This is a genomic window from Staphylococcus pettenkoferi, from assembly GCF_002902685.1.
GTDB classification, from domain to species: domain Bacteria; phylum Bacillota; class Bacilli; order Staphylococcales; family Staphylococcaceae; genus Staphylococcus; species Staphylococcus pettenkoferi.
Genome location: NZ_PPRN01000004.1, coordinates 1 through 21339, shown reverse-complemented (window position 1 = coordinate 21339; position 21339 = coordinate 1). Strand labels below are relative to the sequence as shown.

Genomic DNA, 21339 nt, shown 5'->3' with positions numbered 1-21339 from the left:
ATATAGAAAACTCCCCCAACCATCATAGGCTTGAGGGAGTAATTTAATATCTACTGTATTAAAGTTTATGAATAAGAATTTAAATAATCTTTCATTTTTTGTTTATCAAACACGCCTTCTGATTTAGCGATAACGATTGTTGATAGTGAGTTACCCATCACGTTAACACATGTACGTACCATATCGAGGATACGGTCGATACCGATGATGAGTGCTAAACCTGTGGCTGGAATATGCATTGCTGAGAACGTTGTGATGAGTACCACGATGGATACACCTGGCACCCCTGCCATACCTTTAGATGCAACCATGAGTGTGAGAATCAACATGATTTGTTCTCCGATACCCATGTGCATGCCATACATTTGAGCTACAAAGATTGCTGCAATGGATTGATATAATGCTGAGCCGTCTAAGTTAAACGTATAGCCGATAGGAATAACGAATGATGTAATTTCTTTCGGTGAACCGAAACGTTCCATCTTTTGCATCAAGATCGGCAATACAGATTCTGAACTTGATGTTGAGAATGCGAGCAATAATTCATTTTTCAAGATCTTCATGATAGAGAAGATATTAACGCCGCACAACCATGCGACAAAGCCGAGTACGACGACGACAAAGAAGATCATTGAACCGACTACAACTAAGAGTAGTTTCAATAGTGGTAAAAGTGCTGACGCTCCGAATGTCATAATTGTCGTACAAATAAAAGCGAATACACCGATTGGCGCTAATTTCAAGATCTTGTTAATCATCCAGAAGACCGCTTCTAATGTTCCGTTAAGGAAACTTTTAACAGGTTCAGCTTTGTTACCGATAGCAGATAAGGCTAAACCGAAGAATACCGCGAAAAAGATAATCGGTAGCAGTTCTCCAGATGTTAAAGCTTCGAATAGGTTCTTAGGAACAATGTTCACGATGGTATCGATAAAGTGATGACCATAGGAAGAAGCTTGCTCTGCATGTTTCGCATTTGTTTCGTATGTAGAGATGTCACCTTTAGGGAGTTTATCTTTGTCGAGTCCCACACCCGGTTTAAAGATGTTCGCAAAGATAATACCTAAAGCTATTGCAACTGTAGTGATAATTTCAAAGTAGATAATCGTCTTTGCACCGTAGCGTCCGACTTTCTTTGACTCACCGATGTTCGAGATGGAAAGTGCTAAAGAACAGAACACGACAGGTATCACGATCATCTTAATTAGATTTAAGAAGATATCGCCAAATGGTTTTATGTAGTTGACGAGTTCAGTATGACCATAGAGTAACAGTCCCACGATCACACCTAATACGAGGGCTATTGTGACTTGCATTGGTAAACTGACTTTTTTCAATATTTTCATGTAGGTTCTTCCCCCTTTTTTAACAACCTCCTTTATTATACCAAAGAACCTCATTTTAGCATATAAAAGTTATCATTCTTTGTTTACTATTTAAACTATATACATAATTATTACACTTAAAGTGAATATTTGAGTAACATTGTCGATATTCGAATCCGCAATACTTTCATCGTCTACAATCCTAATTATGTCAACATATTCATATTTTCGATGATAGAGATAGCTTTTATTCATGAATCTAATTTGAACTATAATCGCTTATTTCTATATTTGAGTTACATTATTTACTTTTAAAAATAGATAAAAAGACGACCATAAAGATAATCATCCCTACACCTAATAATTGCCAAGGACCGAAGCTATCGCCTAACCAAATCACCGACACTACTAATGCAGTTAATGGTTCTATCGTACCTAATAAACTGGATTCTTGTGGGTAAAGATACTGCAAACTAGCAATAAAGAACCAGAACGCGAACATCGTACCAAAGATAATAGCACAGAATAATAGAACATAAATAAACAGCGTCCATCCTGCCGTATCGACATCCCATGGTGGGTAGAAGATTGAGAGTGCGATACCACCGATCAACATCGCCCATCCTACAATATTAACAGAGCCCCACTGTGCTAATAATTTGGCGGGATAAAGCGTGTAGAATGCAAGGGCGAAAGCTGATCCAAGACCCCAGAAAATAGCTGGTAATGGCACGGATAATTCAGAAATTGAGCCATTCGTTAATAATAGGAAAGAACCAACAAGTGCAAGGACCACTGCCATAATTTCTTTAAATTGAAGTGGAATGACTTTACGTAAGACGAGATAAAGGATGATAACGACAGGCCCCAAATATTGTAGCAACGTTGCGACTGTCGCATTACCATAATTGATTGATGCCATAAAAGTGTATTGTACGGCTAGCATACCGAGGATACCGTAGACAATGACTTGAAAAACGGAGTGCTTCGAGCACCATAAAGTAAAAGTCCGTTTACCGTTCGTGAGTGCAGAAATCATTATTAATAGTACACCTGAAATTAGTAAACGAACTGCCACTAGCCAATTGACTGAAATATGGGCTTTTTGAAAGAGATATTGTGACATTACGCCACCGACACCCCAAAGTATCGCGCCTGTAATGACTAAGACAAATCCTAATAAGCGTTGTTGTTTCAAGATAGTCGCCACCCTTCTTATTCATTGTATTAATACTAATTTAACATCTTAATTCTTAGCAATACAATAGAATAATGTGAATATAGAAATGTTGTTTTGTAACTTAAAATTGCCGAATGAAGCATCGAAATAAATGGCGTCACGCCATCGTTTACTCCCCCACTCATTTTACGCACACAAAAATACGCTCCGATGAACCAAGAAACCTCTTCTCAATTCATCAGAGCGCTGAGTAGTCTTCTCTTATTATTCGTCCAATAGCAACAACCCATTTGCGCTATTTCTTCTACATTACATCAAGGTTTATAGTCAGGATCAAATTTGTGGTGTTTCGCATGTTTATCTGTCTTCTTCGTTTCCGTATCGAAACCTTGAACTACTATACCTTTGTAAGTGGCTACAGGTTGAATGACATACGTCTTGCCAGGATCGTCTTTAAATTTCACTTCTTTATAATAGAGCCCTTTCTTAGCACTATAAAGTGTCTTCTCCGATGTCACTTTGTCCTTTAAGTGATGTTGCGTCAAATATTTATCGACAAGTTCAAGGTTCTTGTGACCTTGATACGTACGTAAACCAAAGAAGAGCACAATCGCTAAGACGAGCGATAAGACTAATAGGCCAAGTATTTTAATAAATGTCTTCATTCTAGAACTCCTTTAGCGTAATCAATCATCGTTACTTACATCATTTGATTAGCGCATATCTTTCCATTATATTCACTATCCATTATGACGGATTCACGGTTAGAATGAAAGATAAGACTTTACTTTGTAACAAAATAGTCGTTTCTCACTCCACTTAGAAATACTGACGTACAGATTCGACTGGCATACGATAAGAACTGTGGCCTTCTTGCGCCTTTTTACCTATGGCGAGAACCATTACAGGAATATAACGCTCAGGATCCATATCAAAGCAAGCAGCCATGTTCGCTCTATCGAAACCACCAATCGGATTTGTATCATAACCATGTGCCTTCGCAACGAGCATCAACTGCATCGCCATCAAACTGCTATCGATGTTAACAATTGACGTCATTTGTTCAGTCGTTAATCCTTTATAATAAGGTACGACCCAGTCAAGAAACTGAGTCTTAATCTCTTCAGTCATAAATCCACGTTCGACTTGGCTACCGTAAATATGTTCTGCATGCTCATAGTTATGGAGGTCACCAAAGATGACGATCATCGCTGAAGACGTATCATTCTGACGCGTGTTCATACTCATCAACGGGCGCAACTTTTCTTTACCTTCAGGTGTATCAACTACCACCATACGCCACGGTTGCATATTGACTGACGACGGCGCAAGTGTTGCTTTCTCTATAATTTCATCCATTTCTTCACGTGGGATCTTGTAATTCTCGTCAAAGACTTTAATGGACTTTCTCCCTTTCAATATTTGATCAAAGTTATTGCTTTGAGTCATCTTCTTACCTACTTTCTTTCCTATTTTAAAAAATACATGATTACTCTACTGCCTTAAATGACATTATTCAATAGATATGACTACGGACTATTGCACGGTTTCATCACATATTTACCACAGTGAAAGGTGTTGGCTATACTTCTGTAGGACATTACGCATTCCACTATTCTTAACACTTACCTCAGTCTTTCAGGTCAAAGGTCAAACACTTTTCTAAATGGTAAAAGTTAGTTAAAGCCCTGCCGTTATGCACTTCTTGTCTATTAGTCAAAAAAAGTTAAATTTTGATGTTGACTTTCTTTGACCTTTGATATACAATATAGTTGTAACGTTAAAGGAGAGGTGATGATCACTCATGGAACAAACTAGAAGACGTCATTTACCAACAGATTTCATTCAAGGTTTATTCCCTAGAACAATTAAATCTGATGTTCACGAAACAGAAGACAATTATATCGTTACAGCTGAATTACCAGGTATTAATAAAGAAGATATAGATATTGATTACGAAGATAACGTACTAACAATTATTGCATCTCAAGAGGATGACAGTAATGACGACGCACATTATCACGTGAAAGAACGTCATATCACAGATATGAATCGTCAATTTATCTTTAAAAATATTGATAGTAAAGCAATTAAAGCACAATATACTAATGGCTTATTGAAAGTGACTTTACCAAAACAACAAACTAAAACCAAAATTACGATAGATTAATTTGAAGGAAATCGAAATTGAGAAAGCAAAAAATGAGTTAGAAACATTGAAATAATAGATATTCAAATTTCCTCAAAACTGACCTAATTAAATATTTAAAGGAGAGATAATTATGGGCTTTGAAATGAAACCATTTTTCAATATGGAACCAAGTGATTTATTTAAAGATGTAGGACGTCAATTCTTTGATCAGTTCCCTAGCGCAGGTGGTATTACTACAGACATCAAGGAATTAGACGACAGTTACGTAGTAGAAGCAGAACTTCCAGGTATGAAGAAAGAAAATATTAGTTTAAACTTTGAAAACAACGTGCTTACAATCGAAGGTAAACAAACAGAAGAAAATAATGAAGAAGACGACAATGGTCGCGTAATTCATCGCGAACGCAGCGTTAGAGATGTGAAACGTCAATTCTCCTTCAACAATATTCAAGAAGATGCCATCAAAGCATCTTATGACAATGGTATGTTGAACGTGACACTCCCTAAACGTTCTAAAGAAGATAACTCTAATTCTAACATTCAAATTGACTAATCAGAAACAGACGTATATAAGTTAATCCTCCCCCTCCTGATAGTGATTCCTTGTTCATCATGAACGTCTGTCCGTCGAATTAATAATAGAAATAATAATACGAAGCCACACCAAAACAGCGACTGGTGTGGCTTTTTCATGTTCAATAAACTTTAAATAATCTTATTGTACGCGGACGGGAGTTCGTTCCCTTTTACTCAAATGTAACATCGTCACGAGAGCGATAATTGCGAAGATTGCTAACAAGATAAATGCAAAGTGTGAACTACCTGTCACAGATACTACGAGAGAGATCACAAGTGGTGGGAAGAAACCACCGAGACCACCCATCATTGATACGATACCGTTCGCAGTACCTGCTTCTTTACTAAAGTAATGCGGCACGAGTTTAAAGACTAAACCGTTACCAATACCGGCACACACACTGATGAGTAGACAACCGACTGTGAACATCAAGATATTATTGGATAGTCCAAGAATAATACCACCAATCGTGATACACACAAAGTCGATGATTAACATATGTACTGCATTGAGTTTATCCCCTAGAATTCCACCTAATGGACGGAGTAATGTAGCTAAAGCGATAAAGATACCTGAGCGAATCCCTGCATCCACACTTTCGATATGGAAGTGTGATACGAGATAGTTCGGAAGGAAGACACCAAATGCAACGAATGATCCGAAAGTAATAAAATACCAGAAACTTAAATAATATAATCTTAAGTCACCCATTAATTTACGTGTCTGTTCCATTAAAGGTACATGTACTTTACGTTCTTGTGAGTCACCAAAGAAGAACATGAGAATCGCAAAGAGTGCAAGTAGGATGAGATAAAGTCGAACTGTAGATTGCCATCCTATTACACCTGCAATTGGTGGTGCTAAGAAAGATGAAATCGCCGTACCGATATTACCCATTCCGTAAATACCATTCGCAAGTCCCACTCGTTCCTTAGGGAAATATTTAGGAATAGATGTTACACCTACTGAGAACGTCGCACCTGCTATACCTAGGAAGAAACCAGATGTCATCAGCATTCCTACACTTTGTGCTTGGCTCAAGAAGAAGATTGGGAAGAGTAGGATAATAAAGCTAATAAAGAAGATCCATTTCGCACCTACTTTATTTGTTAAATAGCCAAAGGGTACGCGCAAGATCGAACCGAGAATGACTGGAATTGCGATAACAATCGACAACTGACTACCTGTAATCGCAACATCTTTAGAAATAAACGGCATAATTGGAGAGATAATACTCCACACCATAAATCCAACGATTAAGCTTAAAGTCTGTAAGCCTAACTGGAAATTCCCATTTTGTTTGTTCATCATTATTCACCTGCATTTAACATAATTAATAACGAATCAGTACTTTGAGTATGTGAATAGGAGGTCATTTCTATATTTCTTAACCAAAGTACCGATTTCACTTCTAGTTTAGTAACTTTGTGAAAAAATGAACATAGGGACTCTCCCTTAATACATTAAGGAAAGTCCCTATACTACTCACTGTGGTTAAATGTCAGGTGCAACTCGTGTTGAATAAGGTAATATTCACCCGTTGAAAACAAAGATGCGAACTTTGAAATGCTGATTCACATCGATTCAAGCATGCTTCAATCGCCACTAAGGATACAATCGAACTATCACTACTATTGCACATTTCCTCTACACTAAAAAATTCCTCTCAAATAACATCAACTTCAGTTAGTTGAGAGGAATTAACAATGAGCTGCCTAAAAGCTCACAAGTTTCTTCTTAATGGCATACTCTACTAATTCTGGTTTCGTTTTTAAATTGAGTTTCTGCATAATATGTGTCTTATGCACTTCTACCGTCTTTACAGATACGAACAGTTTCTCAGCAATCTCCTTATTGCCATAACCTTTCGCAACTAACGGTAACACTTCTAGTTCTCTTTTAGAAAGAATCTTAAACGGATCGTTCGTCGGTGCATCGTCATTCTTAGAGTTATTGACGAATTCGTTGACCAACGACGTCGTCATCTTCATATCAATATATGTCTCACCGTTATAAACGGTGCGCACAGCTAAGATGAGTTGATCATCTGGCGCATTTTTCAAGATGTAACCCTTTGCGCCATTGCGTAACACGTGAAATAAATATTCTTCGTCGTCATACATCGTTAATATCAAGATCTTAGTGTCAGGAAAGCTTTCACTAATCTTACTCGTTGCGATAAGTCCTGATTCACCAGGTGGCATACTTAAGTCCATAATCAAGACATCTGGTTTATGTGTCATCACTTTCTGATACGCTTCCACCCCGTCTGCAGCAGTAGCTACGACTTCCATATCATCTTGATAATTGAGGATCATAGAGAAGCCTGTGCGTACGACAGCGTGATCATCCGCTATTACTATCTTCACATTAACTACTCCCTTTATATTGCATTAGATTGGAACTTCAAGTGTCACGATGGTACCTCTACCAAGTTGTGTGTCAATCATTACTTCTGCATCGATTAACTCTGCTCGTTCATTCATCCCGTAAAGCCCAAGTCCTGTGCCTTGAGGTTGATGGCTTTTATCAAACCCTTTACCATGGTCAACCACTTCAGCAATCAGCTTCTGACCTACTTCATGTAACGTCACATTAATCTTGGAAACATCTGCATATTTAATCGCGTTAAATACCGCTTCTTGCACAACGCGATACACGACAGTCTCGATAGTATTGTTATAACGTTTCGCATTCAGATTCGTCTCGTAGTCAATATAGACACCGTAATTGGCTTCTGCCTGTTTAAAATACGTCTTAAATGCTGCATCTAAGCCTAAATCATCGAGTGAAGAAGGACGAAGTTCAACTGAAAGATGACGGATATCATCGATGAGTTGTGACATCAATCCTTCAATCCGTTCAGCACTAGACGTTAATTCTTCCATCGATTGCTGATATTTCAACAAACGCAATTCAACATCGACATTAAGCATTTCTTGAACCACACTATCATGTAGTTCACGAGAAATACGCTTACGCTCATTCTCTTGAGCTGCAATCGTCTTCTTCATCATCGTACGTTGGTAGACTTTCTCTTTGCGTACGATTTCTTGTGAGACGTTCTGTAACGTGAACGCGCTAATCTCTTTCTCCTCATCAATCATTTCATAACTTGCTGTAAAGGGTTCAAATTGATCTTCTGTTGTTCTGAGATAGACTTGGAATGTCGCATCTTCAATGTCCTCTTCTTTCAGAAAACATTGTTCACAAGTATGCAAATCATAATCTTCTGTATAGGTACTACAATGATTGCAAAGTGTTTGTGTGATTTGACTATAGTTGTTATCAGGTGAAGTAACCTCTTTTGCTGCTGGATTCATATCAATTACTTTGCCATATTTATCTATAAATATAATCTTCTCACTTGTGTGTTGATAATAGTCCTGTAACAAATTCTGCTTAGTCAATTGCTCTTCCCCCAACATCATATCACCTATATTCCTTCAGTAAATTCCTCAAGTTTCCCGCTAATATCTATCTGATCCGCATGAACAGGAATAGGCTTGTGGTCGCGTTGCCCCAAGAGTAGGACACCTTTCACGTTGTGTCCAGACCAAAGTGGAATGGCGAGTGTCGCCGTTAAAGCTTCACTTAAGATAATGGGATACTTCAATCTCTCATTCATAGACAAAACTTGATCCACGTCTTCGATAACTTGACGTTTCCCCGTCTTCATCACATTGCCTGCAAGACCATTCCCTTTACGCAAGACGATAAGTTTATAGCGATCATTGAGATTGCCATCTACGTATTGCCATTTGATGGGTGAATGATATTGATCACTTTCATACATCGCTATACTCGCGAAATCAAATTGATATTCAGTTCTGATATGTTCTAACGCTGCTTGATAATTAAATGGTTGACGATTTAATGTAGATTTCAAACGCGCTCCTCCGTTCAGACTTTATGTTTACGATAAATAATATAGCTTCGGCTCACATACGTAATCGGTACACTCCAAACGTGTACAAGTCGTGTAAATGGCCAGAAAGCAAAGATGAGAAAGGCTAGAATAATATGCATTTTAAAAGCTAATGGGACTGTCGTCATCAAGCTTGCATCAGGTGTTAAAGTAAAGAGTCCTCTAAACCAAATCGCGATCGTTTGACGATAATCAAAATCTGGTGTTGTCGCATTGGTTACGAGTGTAGCATAACACCCTAATATTACAATACATAAGAGCATAAAGTTAACGATAATATCTGATGCAGTGCTTAACTTGCGCACGTTTGTACGTGTGACACGACGAAATGTCAACATGAGCATTCCAATTAATGTCATTATACCAAAAATACTACCGATATAGACAGCACCAATGTGATAGATATGATTATTTATACCGATGCCTGATAGCCACGATGCTGGGATAACAAGTCCGACAAAGTGACCACCAGCCACTGGTATAACACCCAAGTGGAAGAGTAAACTTCCCCATTTCAGTTGTTTCTTCTCGATAAATTCACTCGATTTCGCTGTCCATGAATATTGGTCATATTTAAATCTAGCGGCATGGCCAATCACGAAGATTGCCATGCATAGATAAGGGAGGATGACCCAAATAAGTTGGTTGAGCATCTTAAACCACCTCTGTCGTTGGTTGTAGACAAGATTTCAAGACCTCTCTCAATGCTTGTACTACATATTGATATGGATTGTCTTCAGATCTGAGTTGCTGCAACATTGCGTAGGAACCATCTTCAATGACCATGATGACAAATTCAATATTGCCTAATGCACGTTCATCTTCGTTCCAGCTTGCAAGATAGAGAAACTCTAACATAAGCGGTAAGTAGTCAGAGAGTTCGTTCGCTTCCATCTGCAACCCAAACATTTCATATAGAACCTTTAACTTCGCCAACATTTGACCGCGTTCCTTTTGCGTATCGAATTTGTTATACGTCATGTACAATGGCGCTTTTTTATTAAAATCAAAGGTATCTGAGTAAAGTTGTTTAAACTCGAGCAATGTGAGCTGATGTACCTCTTCACGAAACTTCACTAAGTCAGGATAAGCTAAGTTATCTTCATCGACTACATCTTTAAACGTCTTCGGATGCAATGTCAGTTTCTCGGGAAATTCTAATTGCTTAGCTAAATAACCTATCGTCTCTTGATAGCATACAAAGTTAGGGATGTTAATCACGGAAGATCCCTCCATAGAAGTTCTCGTTATAGATTTCTTGTCCAGTCTTCGTAGGATCGGTAGCTACTGGTACACCACAGCCTTCACAGTTTGAGCCAAAGTATTCGCCACCGTAGCCTTGACTACCTTGCGCTCTATACGTATCCATGTAAGCTTCTTTATGTGAAGTTGGGATGACGAAACGATCTTCATATTTCGCGATCGCTAACAGACGATACATTTGTTCAACTTGAATTTCGCTTAAACCTACGCGATCAAGACGATCTAAATCTACAGGTTTGTTTGTCGCTTTCGCACGCATATGACTACGCATCATCGCCATCTTCTGCAATGCTTTCTTCACGGGTTCAGTATCGCCAGCTGTAAAGAGGCTCGCTAAATATTGAATTGGTAAACGCATCTCTTCAATCGCTGGGAAGATCATATCTGGGTTGCGTTTCGCTTCTTGCGCACGTTGCCCTTCGAAGTAACTCATGATTGGACTTAATGGTGGGCAGTACCAAACCATTGGCATCGTACGATATTCTGGATGAAGTGGGAACGCAATCTTATACTCAATCGCTAATTTATAGATTGGTGAATTCTGAGCCGCTTCAATCCATTCCATGTTCACACCATCTGCTTGTGCTTGCTCAATCACATCTTCGTCATATGGGTTAAGGAACAATTCAAGTTGTTTCTCATAAAGTTCTTTTTCATCCTTAACTGACGCCATTTCTTCCACACGGTCAGCATCGTATAGAAGTACGCCTAAGTAACGCATACGACCTGTACATGTTTCAGAACATACGGTTGGAATACCGTTCTCTATACGTGGGAAACAGAACGTACATTTTTCCGCCTTATTTGTTTTCCAGTTAAAATAAACCTTTTTGTACGGACAACCTGTCATGCAGTAACGCCATCCACGACATGCGTCTTGGTCGACGAGCACGATACCGTCTTCGTCCCTTTTATACATCGCACCTGATGGACAAGAAGCTACACAGCTCGGGTTCAAGCAGTGTTCACAGAGACGAGGTAAATACATCATAAACGTTTGGTCGAATTTGAATTTGATATCTTCTTCAATACGTTGAATGTTAGGGTCTTCTGGACCTGTGATGTGTCCACCAGCTAAGTCATCTTCCCAGTTAGGTCCCCATACGAGATCAAGTTTGTTACCTGTGATCACTGAATGCGCAGTCGCTACTGGGAGGTGTTGACCTTCTTTAGCTGTAGTGAGGTGACCATAGTTATAAGTCCATGGTTCATAATAATCTTGAATGATCGGCATATCAGGGTTGTAGAAGATCTTACCTAATGCGATCTTTGCCCATTTATTACCTGAGCGTAGTTCAAGCTTACCTTTCTTGTTTAAATACCAACCGCCTTTATAAACGGATTGATCTTCCCATCGTTTCGGATAACCTACGCCGGGTTTCGTTTCGACGTTGTTAAACCACATATATTCAGCACCTGGTCGATTGGTCCACGTACTCTTACAAGTGACACTACATGTGTGACACCCAATACATTTATCTAAATTTAATACCATTGCGACTTGAGCTTTAATCTTCAAGCCAATCAACCTCCTTCAACTTACGAACGGCAACATAGACGTCTCTTTGGTTTCCTATAGGGCCATAATAGTTAAAGTGATAACTAATTTGTGCGTAACCCCCGACGAGTTGGGTCGGTTTCAAATGTATACGTGTTGGCGCGTTGTGTGAACCGCCGCGTGTATCTGTAATTTGTGAGCCCGGTGTTTGAATATGTTTATCTTGTGCGTGATACATAAACATTGTCCCTCTTGGCATACGGTGAGATACGACTGCACGCGCAGTAACGACACCGTTTCGGTTATAAATCTCTAACCATTCGTTATCTTGAATATCATGTGCTTCGGCATCTTCTCGAGCAAGCCACACTGTTGGTCCACCTCTAAACAACGTCAACATGTGTTGGTTGTCTTGATAAGTTGAGTGGATATTCCATTTACCGTGTGGTGTGAGATAACGTAAGACGAGTGTATCTTTGTCTGCCTCAACATGTTTGTCTTTCGTACCGAAGACCATTGGTGGCAACGTTGGTTTATACACTGGCAAGCTTTCGCCAAATTGTTGGAACACTTCATGGTCAATGTAATAACTTTGACGGCCTGTTAATGTTCTGAATGGTACGAGTCTTTCCACGTTCGTTGTAAATGGTGAGTAACGTTGACCATTCTTATTAGAGCCAGGGAACACAGCTGTAGGAATAACCTCACGTGGTTGAGATGTAATGTTTAAGAACGTGATCTTCTCTGCTGCACGTTCACTTGAAATATCTTTGAGCTGCATGCCTGTTTGTTCTTCAAGATCTTCGTATGATTTCTGTGATAACTTACCATTTGTTGCTGATGAAATGTTCAATACTACATCCGCAGCACGTCTCGCTGTATCCATACGTGGTCGTCCGTATTTCACAGTGTCATTACTATCGTCAGACCATACACCGATCAGACTCTTGAGCTCTTCGTATTGTTCTTTGACTGGGAAGCTGACACCGTGTGCACCTACTTTGTTTTTCTCTAAAAGGGGTCCTACTGTAACGAACTTATTGTAAATTTGAGTGTAATCACGATCGACTACTGTGAAGCTTGGCATCGTTTGACCTGGTACCGCTTCAATCTCACCTTTACTCCAATCTTTCACTTCACCATTCACGTTAGAAATCTCTTGTTTCGAATCGTGAGCAAGCGGTGATGTTACAACGTCTTTATAAACACCTGTAAGATGTTGTTCTGCTGTTTCAGAGACCGCTTTACTTAACGTTCTGAAGATATCCCAGTCTGAACGAGATTCCCATAATGGATCAATCGCTGGGTTGAATGGGTGAACGAATGGATGCATGTCTGTAGAAGACAAGTCATGTTTTTCGTACCAAGTCGCTGCTGGTAAGATGATATCGGAATAAAGTGGTGTTGCTGTCATACGGAAATCAAGTGATACGAGTAAGTCGAGCTTACCTTCTGTATCTTCACGCCATTTGATTTCTTCTGGTTTCTCTCTTTCATTCGGTTCTGCAAGCAATCCTGAGCGAGTACCTAACAAGTGTTTCATAAAGTATTCTTGACCTTTAGCTGAACTAGAGATTAAGTTAGAGCGCCAAAGGAAGAGTGTCTTAGGATGGTTCTCTTTCGCATCTGGATCTTCAACCGCAAACTGAATGTCTTTATTTTTAACTGCTTCAACTGCTTTACTAATAATCGTTTCATTATTGAATTGACCTTCGTCACGCGCTTCTTCTCCGAATAATAGACTATTTTTATTAAATTGAGGATAAGATGGCAACCATCCTAATTTCGCTGCAGTGACGTTGTAATCAGCTGGATGTTTGTGTTTAACATCTTTCGCTAGTGGCGATTTCAACTTATCTACGAAAGACTCTTCGTATTTCCACTGGTCTGTCGCAAAGTAGAACCAGCTTGTACCATTCTGTAAGCGTGGTGGACCTTGCCAGTCTTTCGCAAAGGCTACCGTATTCCAACCTTCAATTGGACGACATTTCTCTTGACCTACGTAGTGCGCCCAACCACCGCCGTTAACGCCTTGGCATCCGCAAAGTAAGACGAGATTCAATACTGCACGATAGATCGTATCTGAGTTGAACCAGTGGTTGATACCGGCACCCATGATAATCATTGAACGCCCTTTCGTATCGATCGCGTTCTGTGCAAATTCACGACCTACTTGTGCTACGACATCTGCTTTCACACCTGTGATTTGCTCTTGCCATGCTGGTGTGTAATGAGATGATGCATCGTCATAGCCTTTCGCTTCAAGTTCATGATCAAATCGTTTAATACCGTATTGACTCGCCATGAGATCGTAAATCGTAGTCACGTAACGTGTTGAACCGTCTGCTAATGTGACTTTATGCGTTGGAATAGGACGTTGGAATACACCGTTTCCTTCGTTGTCGAAGTATGGGAAGTTGATTGTTTGTAATTCGTAATCACTATCAGTAATAGACAGTGCCGGATCAATCTTAGTACCATCTTCAGTCTCTAACTTCAGATTCCATTTCTTACCTTCTTCCCAACGTTGACCCATCGTACCGTTTGGAACAACGAGTTGTTGAGTTAAAGCGTCGAATACGACTGGCTTCCACTCACTATTTGCAGTCTCTTGGCCGAGGTCATTAACACGTAAGAAACGGCCTGCTTTGAGTCCTTGTTCATCTTCGTCGAGCATAATGACGAATGGCATATCTGTGTATTGTTTTGCATAGTTGATGAAGTGTTCTGAAGGTTGATCTTCGTAGAATTCTTGTAAAATGACGTGTGTCATCGCTTGCGCAACGGCAGCGTCTGTACCTGGATGTGGTGCCAACCAGTTGTCAGCGAACTTAACATTTTCCGCATAGTCAGGTGCGACTGATACTACTTTTGTACCTCTGTAACGCACCTCTGTCATAAAGTGCGCATCTGGTGTACGAGTTAACGGTACGTTAGAACCCCACATCACGATGTAAGAAGCATTGTACCAGTCACTAGATTCCGGCACGTCAGTTTGTTCACCCCAAATTTGTGGTGAAGCTGGTGGTAAATCGGCATACCAGTCGTAGAAACTCAACATTTCCCCACCAAGTAAGCTGACGAAACGCGCTCCGGAAGCATAACTCAACATTGACATAGCTGGAATTGGTGTGAATCCGGCGATACGGTCTGGACCAAATTTCTTAATCGTATAAATAATTTGTGCTGCGATGAGTTTAGAGACGTCTTTCCAATTCGTACGGATGAGTCCACCTTTACCTCTCGCTTGTTTGTAAGTACGTGCTTTCTCATCATCTTCAACGATAGACGCCCATGCAGCGACCGTGTTATTATCGTGTTCTTTCAACGCTTCAACCCACAATTCCCACAATTTGCCACGGATATATGGGTAACGAATACGTAATGGGCTATATTCGTACCATGAGAATGACGCACCACGTGGACAGCCGCGTGGTTCAAACTCAGGCATATCGGGACCACAGCTTGGGTAGTCAGTCTGTTGGTTCTCCCACGTAATCACGCCGTTCTTAACAAATACTTTCCATGAACAGGAGCCAGTACAGTTTACACCGTGTGTTGTACGTACAACTTTATCGTGACTCCAACGCTCACGATACATCTTCTCCCACTCTCTACTCTTGTGTTCTAATACGGACCAGTTGCCGTTGAACTTTTCTGTTGGTTTGAAAAAGTTCGTTTTAAATTTCTTCATTTCATAACATCCTCTCAAACATGCCCTGTTTCTCTGAGTGAATCGCCTCTCCATAGCCTTTACGTTCCGTACGCCTTTCACTCTTATCTATTAAAAAGTAATGATATGTTTTAATAACTTGTTAATTTATTGTACATTTTTTCACAAGACCCTCATATTAGGGATTTGCCTATTTGCCTCATAGAACTCCCTTACCCCTTGTAGCAATGCGCTTTGTAGCGGTATTAAAAATTGAAAAAACACTCCAACAAATGGAGTGTCTTCCAATTGCTAGAGTGTCTCTCATTTTATAAATATGAATTACAATAATGTTTCTTTGATATGCTGAATCAACGCGAGTTGCGACGGATGATAATCACAATGAGGGTCAATGTCTAAAAATGCAGTGCGACCTTCCTCATAAATTTCAAATGCGCGAGCGATGTTAGCTGTTCGATCGCCTTGAAGTAGTTCAGGTGTTGAGACCTTCGTGTTAAACATCTTCTCTAGATCTAACACGGGGCCTATAAGAATGAGACCTGGGCCATCAACGTCACTGTCCTCTACTTGTGATGCAATCGTTGAGACGTGACCTTTAATGACCTGTTCACGTTCATACGATGCTTGAAAAATAACATTCACGGGATAATCTACGTCAGTCTCTTGTTGAATGGTCGACATGATTTGTCCAATCCTTTTAATACCCATATAAATCGCTAAAGTGCCTTGCTGCATCATTGACACGAAGCGCTCGGGTGTGTCGATGACTGCTTGACCAGTACAGTACGTCACGCTGTTCGACAAGCGACGAGACGTCAGACCGATACTCAAGGTAGCGACTGCAGCACTCGCACTCGTAACTCCTGGTACCACCTCGTAATCGATGTTCTCTTGTTCAAGTGCTTCAACCTCTTCTTGGAGCCGTCCAAAGATCGCAGGATCGCCACCTTTCAACCTCACTACACATCCATGCTTCTCAGCACTGGTAATCAGTTGTTGATTAATTTCTTCTTGCTTCGTCGTAGGATGATAGGGAATCTTGCCTACATTGATTAGCTGCGCATCAGGACGCGTCAACTGCAAGATAAATGGATTAACTAGACGATCATAAAGCACTACGTCGGCTTTATATAACAAGTGCTCTGCTCGACGTGTTAATAAGTTTGGGTCACCCGGTCCAGCACCCACGAGATACACTTTAGGTGCTACAGACATATATAGACCTCTCCATTATCTACAATCACCTCGTAAACTGACACACATCCAGTATCAGGTTCTTGGACTTCGCCTGTGTTTAAATCAATCTTCTGATCATGTAAAGGGCAATAGACATACTCCCCGCTGACTGTACCTTCTGACAGTGGTCCTTGTTTGTGAGGACAAATATTGTTAATCGCATGAATTTCTCCAGATTCAGTTAAAAATAATCCTATCTCTTGATCTCCAACGATGACTTTCTTGCCGATTAAAGGTGTCAATTCAGATAGTTCTGCTACTTTAATTGGGGTCTTTGTACTCATCTTAAACACGCTCCACTTCAAATATCTTCTGTTTACGTTCGTCAGCCACAATATCTGACCAAGGTTCTTGCGCTACCGCTTCTTTCGCTTCCATAATACGTTCGAATAGCTCTTGTTGTTTCTCAGGATCTAACACGACTTCTTTCACATGGTCTAAACCTAAACGATTCAACCACGGTGCCGTACGTTCTGCATAAATTCCTGTTTCACGATAATATTGCATCACTGCACCACAGAGACGGATGACTTCGTCTTCTGTTTCCACTGTTGTGAGATGTTGACCTTTGGCTACTTCAGTACCACCGTTACCACCGATATAAATTTGGAAACCATTTTCGACACCGATGACACCAAAGTCTTTCACACCAGATTCTACACAACTTCTTGGACAACCTGATACACCCATTTTAAACTTATGTGGCGTATCGATATATTCGAAAGTCTTCTCTAAACGAATGCCGAGACGTGTTGTATATTGTGTGCCGAAGCGACAGAACTCTTTACCGACACAACTTTTAACTGAACGGGTCTTCTTACCATAAGCAGAGGCTGAACGCATACCGAGTGCTTCCCACACACGTGGCAGCTCCTCTTTCTTCAAGCCATATAAGCCGATACGTTGTGAGCCCGTCACCTTCACGAGCGGCACGTCGAATTGTTTCGCCACTTCACCTAAACGAATGAGCTGATCTGCATCAGTCACGCCACCTCGCATTTGCGGAATAACTGAGAACGTACCATCGTTCTGAATGTTCGCGTGATAACGTTCGTTAGCGAAACGTGATTCCTGTTCATCTTGATGTTCATGCGGATAAACCATATTTAAGTAATAGTTCAATGCTGGACGGCATTTCGGACAACCATGCTTGTCTTTAAAGTTAAGTACATGACGCACTTCTTTAGATGTCTTCAAGCCTTTCGCACGAATTTGCGTCACGATTTGGTTACGCGTTAAATCCGTACATGCACAAATACCTGTTGGTGCGGAACCTTGATATTTATCTCCTAAAGTATACTCGAGAATTTGAGCGATTTGACCTTTACATTTACCACAAGAGTTACCCGCTTTGGTCGCTTTCGTTACTTCACTTACTTGAGTAAGTCCTTTCTGCTTAATCGCATCGACGATTGTTCCTTTAGCAACACCGTTACATCCACAAATAATTTCATCATCTGGCATGTCAGCGATGCTCGTTTCAGCCGTCTCACCTGGTTTTTGCAGTAACGATGTGAGTGTATAACCTTCGATAGAATCGTGCTTACGCATCATGCTGAATAAGCGACTTCCATCATCAGTATCCCCATAGAGCACGGCACCGACCACTTGATCCTCTTCTAGGAAGATCTTTTTATACGTGTTATGGATACTATCAAAGACTTCCACGCCATGAATCGTTGGTGATTCTTTAATCACACCTGCACTGTAGAGATCGCACCCTGAGACTTTTAAAGAGGTAAAAGTCGTAGAGCCGTGATAACCTGACGTTTGACGACCTGTGAGCACGTCCGCTAGAACTTTACCTTGCTCATAAAGTGGTGCGACTAACCCGTAAACTGTGCCACGATGTTCAGCACATTCACCTACTGCATATATAGCTGAATCACTCGTTTGCATAAAGTCATCAACAACGATACCTCTATTGACATCTAAACCGCTCGCTTTCGCAATTTCAGTGTACGGACGAATACCGACAGCCATGACGACAAGATTCGTTTCAATCTCTCTGCCGTCAGCTAAGCGAATGCCTTCCACGTTGTCTTCACCAAGAATTTCCTGCGTACTTGCTTGAAGTTCGAAGTGCATCCCTTGTGCTTCTAAATCCGCTTTAAGCAATTCGCCGCCTTTACGGTCAAGCTGCATTTCCATCAGCCATTCAGCGAGATGAACCACTGTCACTTCCATACCTTGGTCCATGAGTCCTCTCGCACATTCTAAACCGAGCAATCCTCCGCCGATGACAACCGCTTTCTTATTATGCTGCGCAATCTCAATCATGCGCTCTGTATCTTCAATCGTACGCCAGCCGATGACGTTCGGTAAGTCTGAGCCTGGGATAGGTAAGACAAAGGCTTTCGAACCTGTAGCAAAGATACATGTGTCATAGTCGACTTTGATACCTTGCTCTGTCGTGATGACCTTCTCTTGACGATTTAATTCCACCACTGGATCATTAGTTAAAATGCGAATCTGGTGATCGCCATACCATTCGTATGGATTCATGATTGTATCTTCAACTGTCATCTTCTTCTGAAGAATGTTGGACAACATGATACGGTTGTAGTTTGGATAAGGTTCCTTACCTATTACCGTAATTTCATATCGTGTATCATCTCTACTCAATATTTCTTCTACTGTACGAATACCTGCCATACCATTACCAATGATTACTAACTTCTCTTTCATTGTAGAACCCCCACACAATGACGAACTTAGAGTGTGTCACGAGAGTTGATGACCTTTGTACTGTTGCTACAAATCGTATAAGACTTAGTCGTCGATTCGATCGTTGATTATCTCTTTTAAACGTTGGTCAAAGTTAATACTCGTCGTGAAATCAATTTGACAATCTAAATTCATCTGTTTAATTCTCTTCTTCGTCATGTTCACGAGGTAGCCATCATAGAAGAAGATTGGTAGAAAGAGCACACGCTTCTGCCCTTCAACAACTTCTTCTAAATAATCTTTATAGGAGATGGAGCCGTACAACGTGAGTACATGAATTGGTACTGGGAGTGTCAATTGCTCGCGGAACGCACGTAATTCTTCTTCAGGTTTACGATATTTCGTACTACCATGCACATAGAGTATCACTGCATCGTAATCCGTATGCGCTAATGCGTCCATCGCTTTGTCTTTCACGATATCAACCATTAACGGGTGATGTCCGAGTGGTTCACAAATCGTAAATGAGACGTCATCATATTGTTGTGTAAAATGTTGAACAATCGCCGGCATATCATCTAAAAAATGTGCACCTGAGAAGATCATAAATGGAATTATTCTGAAATCGCGTTCTCCACTTTGAATCAACTGCTCAATAACACGATACGGATTGCGTGTTTCACTTTCTAGAAAAACAACTTCATACTGATAGGTTTCATCTTCAAGCATCGTGTTGATAAACTGATGTAACTCTTGATTCAAAGTACCTTTTCGCATGCCATGAACGACAATGATGTTCATCGTCATACCATGACCACTCCCTTCATTTTCATTATAGAATAGAATTAATTGAATTTGTGATATTTTTCACATACAAGTAAAAATATAGGGAATCCCCTTATACAAGATAGATGAGAAAAGCTCACTTTCACCCCGTTATCTTGTACTCAGAGAGGATTCCTCACGTGATTTAAGGTCTCTTTAAGTATTGACTATCAAAGGCCTCAGGAATGAGTTCTTTATACATGAGTATCCCTAGGTCACCATCATCATTCTCATGTTCTTTAAAGACTTGATAGCCTCGACGTTTATAGATATCTAGCAACCATGGATGCAAACGACCTGACGTACCCAGTACAACTGCTGGTACCTTGAGCGTGTCACGTAGAAATGTTTCTTCAACGTACTTCAACAGTTTGCTACCTAAGCCACGACCTTCAAACTCTGGTCTTGTCGCGAACCACCAGACGAAAGGATACGTTGCTACGCTCGGGCGATCTTCCCAAGGATAGCGGACTGAGATTGTGGAGATGATTCGTTCCTCGTCTTCTAAGACAAACATCGTTGTTGTCTTCATATTATTGCGTACCATTTCTTCGTCTGCGTTTACAGACGGCCAGTCAATTCCGAGTTCGCGCAGGGGTGTGAAAGCTTCGTGCATGATGTGGTAGAGCTCTTTCACGTCTTCTTCCGTCGCGACTCTGATGTTTAAGTTTGACATCGTGCCACCTCTTCCTCGTCATATTTGTGTGAGTCTGTTGATAGAACTTAACGCTACTTTATGATTTCAGATGCTGTGAGTCAACGCATTTGATTGGGGGAGCAGGATAGAAATTGGAAATTTCGTCATCCTACCCCCGCAAAGAAAACTAGGATTCATAAGAGTGTTAGCCCTTATGAACCCTAGGTCTCTACTGCGCAAGTGTCACTTATAAATCGAACACTTATAATAAACATATATCCAACTTAATAAAAATTCTTGCTTGGACAGAAATCTATGATTTCGTAGTACTCCCCCCCCCCCCGCAAAGAGAGCTAGGATTCATAAGAGTGTTAAATC

At 40.5% G+C, this 21339-nt stretch carries 19 protein-coding genes; 2 read left to right on the top strand and 17 right to left on the bottom strand.

Annotation, left to right across the window (positions count from 1 at the left end):
- Window positions 1-65: 65 nt before the first annotated feature.
- The 4 genes from CD126_RS01040 to CD126_RS01025 all read right to left on the bottom strand — a co-directional run bounded on the left by CD126_RS01040 (window position 66) and on the right by CD126_RS01025 (window position 3954).
- On the bottom strand, window positions 66-1346 hold the full coding sequence (locus tag CD126_RS01040; protein ID WP_049409831.1) for a dicarboxylate/amino acid:cation symporter: 1281 nt from the start codon (window positions 1344-1346) through the stop codon (window positions 66-68).
- 280 nt (window positions 1347-1626) lie between these two features.
- On the bottom strand, window positions 1627-2523 hold the full coding sequence (locus tag CD126_RS01035; RefSeq protein WP_082143051.1) for an EamA family transporter: 897 nt from the start codon (window positions 2521-2523) through the stop codon (window positions 1627-1629).
- A 296-nt stretch (window positions 2524-2819) separates the two neighbouring features.
- A complete protein-coding gene (locus tag CD126_RS01030) occupies window positions 2820-3170 on the bottom strand; it encodes a DUF3139 domain-containing protein (protein ID WP_002470972.1) in 351 nt (116 codons plus the stop codon).
- A gap of 154 nt (window positions 3171-3324) precedes the next feature.
- Complete coding sequence (locus CD126_RS01025; RefSeq protein WP_103369899.1) at window positions 3325-3954, bottom strand: nitroreductase family protein; 630 nt, start codon at window positions 3952-3954, stop codon at window positions 3325-3327.
- Between the two features lie 355 nt (window positions 3955-4309).
- Between CD126_RS01025 and CD126_RS01020 the strand changes: the two genes are divergently transcribed.
- Window positions 4310-4675, top strand: coding sequence for an Hsp20/alpha crystallin family protein (locus CD126_RS01020; RefSeq protein ID WP_049407844.1), 366 nt, complete (start codon window positions 4310-4312; stop codon window positions 4673-4675).
- A 112-nt stretch (window positions 4676-4787) separates the two neighbouring features.
- Window positions 4788-5210: an Hsp20/alpha crystallin family protein gene (locus tag CD126_RS01015; protein ID WP_002470977.1), complete on the top strand. Its 423-nt coding sequence runs from the start codon at window positions 4788-4790 to the stop codon at window positions 5208-5210.
- A gap of 162 nt (window positions 5211-5372) precedes the next feature.
- Here the strand turns inward: CD126_RS01015 and CD126_RS01010 are convergent, their stop codons facing one another.
- The 13 genes from CD126_RS01010 to CD126_RS00950 all read right to left on the bottom strand — a co-directional run bounded on the left by CD126_RS01010 (window position 5373) and on the right by CD126_RS00950 (window position 21000).
- A complete protein-coding gene (locus tag CD126_RS01010) occupies window positions 5373-6542 on the bottom strand; it encodes a nitrate/nitrite transporter (protein ID WP_103369898.1) in 1170 nt (389 codons plus the stop codon).
- Window positions 6543-6949: 407 nt separating this feature from the next.
- Window positions 6950-7603 carry a nitrate respiration regulation response regulator NreC gene (nreC, locus tag CD126_RS01005; protein WP_049407846.1) on the bottom strand — a complete coding sequence of 218 codons (654 nt, stop codon included), beginning with the start codon at window positions 7601-7603 and terminating at the stop codon, window positions 6950-6952.
- 24 nt (window positions 7604-7627) lie between these two features.
- Window positions 7628-8662 carry a sensor histidine kinase gene (locus CD126_RS01000; RefSeq protein ID WP_049407896.1) on the bottom strand — a complete coding sequence of 345 codons (1035 nt, stop codon included), beginning with the start codon at window positions 8660-8662 and terminating at the stop codon, window positions 7628-7630.
- 8 nt (window positions 8663-8670) lie between these two features.
- Window positions 8671-9123 carry a nitrate respiration regulation accessory nitrate sensor NreA gene (gene nreA, locus CD126_RS00995; RefSeq protein ID WP_103369897.1) on the bottom strand — a complete coding sequence of 151 codons (453 nt, stop codon included), beginning with the start codon at window positions 9121-9123 and terminating at the stop codon, window positions 8671-8673.
- A gap of 14 nt (window positions 9124-9137) precedes the next feature.
- Window positions 9138-9815, bottom strand: a complete 678-nt coding sequence (gene narI / locus CD126_RS00990; protein ID WP_049407849.1) for a respiratory nitrate reductase subunit gamma — start codon at window positions 9813-9815, stop codon at window positions 9138-9140.
- A 1-nt stretch (window position 9816) separates the two neighbouring features.
- Window positions 9817-10383 carry a nitrate reductase molybdenum cofactor assembly chaperone gene (gene narJ, locus CD126_RS00985; protein WP_049407851.1) on the bottom strand — a complete coding sequence of 189 codons (567 nt, stop codon included), beginning with the start codon at window positions 10381-10383 and terminating at the stop codon, window positions 9817-9819.
- The gene (gene narH, locus CD126_RS00980; protein WP_002471444.1) at window positions 10376-11944 is read right to left on the bottom strand and encodes a nitrate reductase subunit beta; all 1569 of its coding nucleotides are present in this window, start codon (window positions 11942-11944) and stop codon (window positions 10376-10378) included. The genes narJ and narH overlap by 8 nt, the downstream gene beginning before the upstream one ends.
- Window positions 11934-15617, bottom strand: a complete 3684-nt coding sequence (locus CD126_RS00975) for a nitrate reductase subunit alpha (protein WP_103369896.1) — start codon at window positions 15615-15617, stop codon at window positions 11934-11936. Before CD126_RS00975 ends, narH begins: the two co-directional genes overlap by 11 nt.
- 300 nt (window positions 15618-15917) lie before the next feature.
- A complete protein-coding gene (gene cobA, locus CD126_RS00970) occupies window positions 15918-16811 on the bottom strand; it encodes a uroporphyrinogen-III C-methyltransferase (RefSeq protein ID WP_103369895.1) in 894 nt (297 codons plus the stop codon).
- The gene (nirD, locus tag CD126_RS00965; RefSeq protein ID WP_049407858.1) at window positions 16802-17116 is read right to left on the bottom strand and encodes a nitrite reductase small subunit NirD; all 315 of its coding nucleotides are present in this window, start codon (window positions 17114-17116) and stop codon (window positions 16802-16804) included. The genes cobA and nirD overlap by 10 nt, the downstream gene beginning before the upstream one ends.
- 1 nt (window position 17117) lies before the next feature.
- Complete coding sequence (nirB, locus tag CD126_RS00960) at window positions 17118-19520, bottom strand: nitrite reductase large subunit NirB (protein WP_103369894.1); 2403 nt, start codon at window positions 19518-19520, stop codon at window positions 17118-17120.
- Between the two features lie 84 nt (window positions 19521-19604).
- Window positions 19605-20306 (bottom strand): sirohydrochlorin chelatase, encoded by a 702-nt coding sequence (locus CD126_RS00955; RefSeq protein WP_049407862.1) that lies wholly within the window; start codon window positions 20304-20306, stop codon window positions 19605-19607.
- Between the two features lie 163 nt (window positions 20307-20469).
- A complete protein-coding gene (locus tag CD126_RS00950) occupies window positions 20470-21000 on the bottom strand; it encodes a GNAT family N-acetyltransferase (RefSeq protein ID WP_049407864.1) in 531 nt (176 codons plus the stop codon).
- Window positions 21001-21339: the final 339 nt, after the last annotated feature.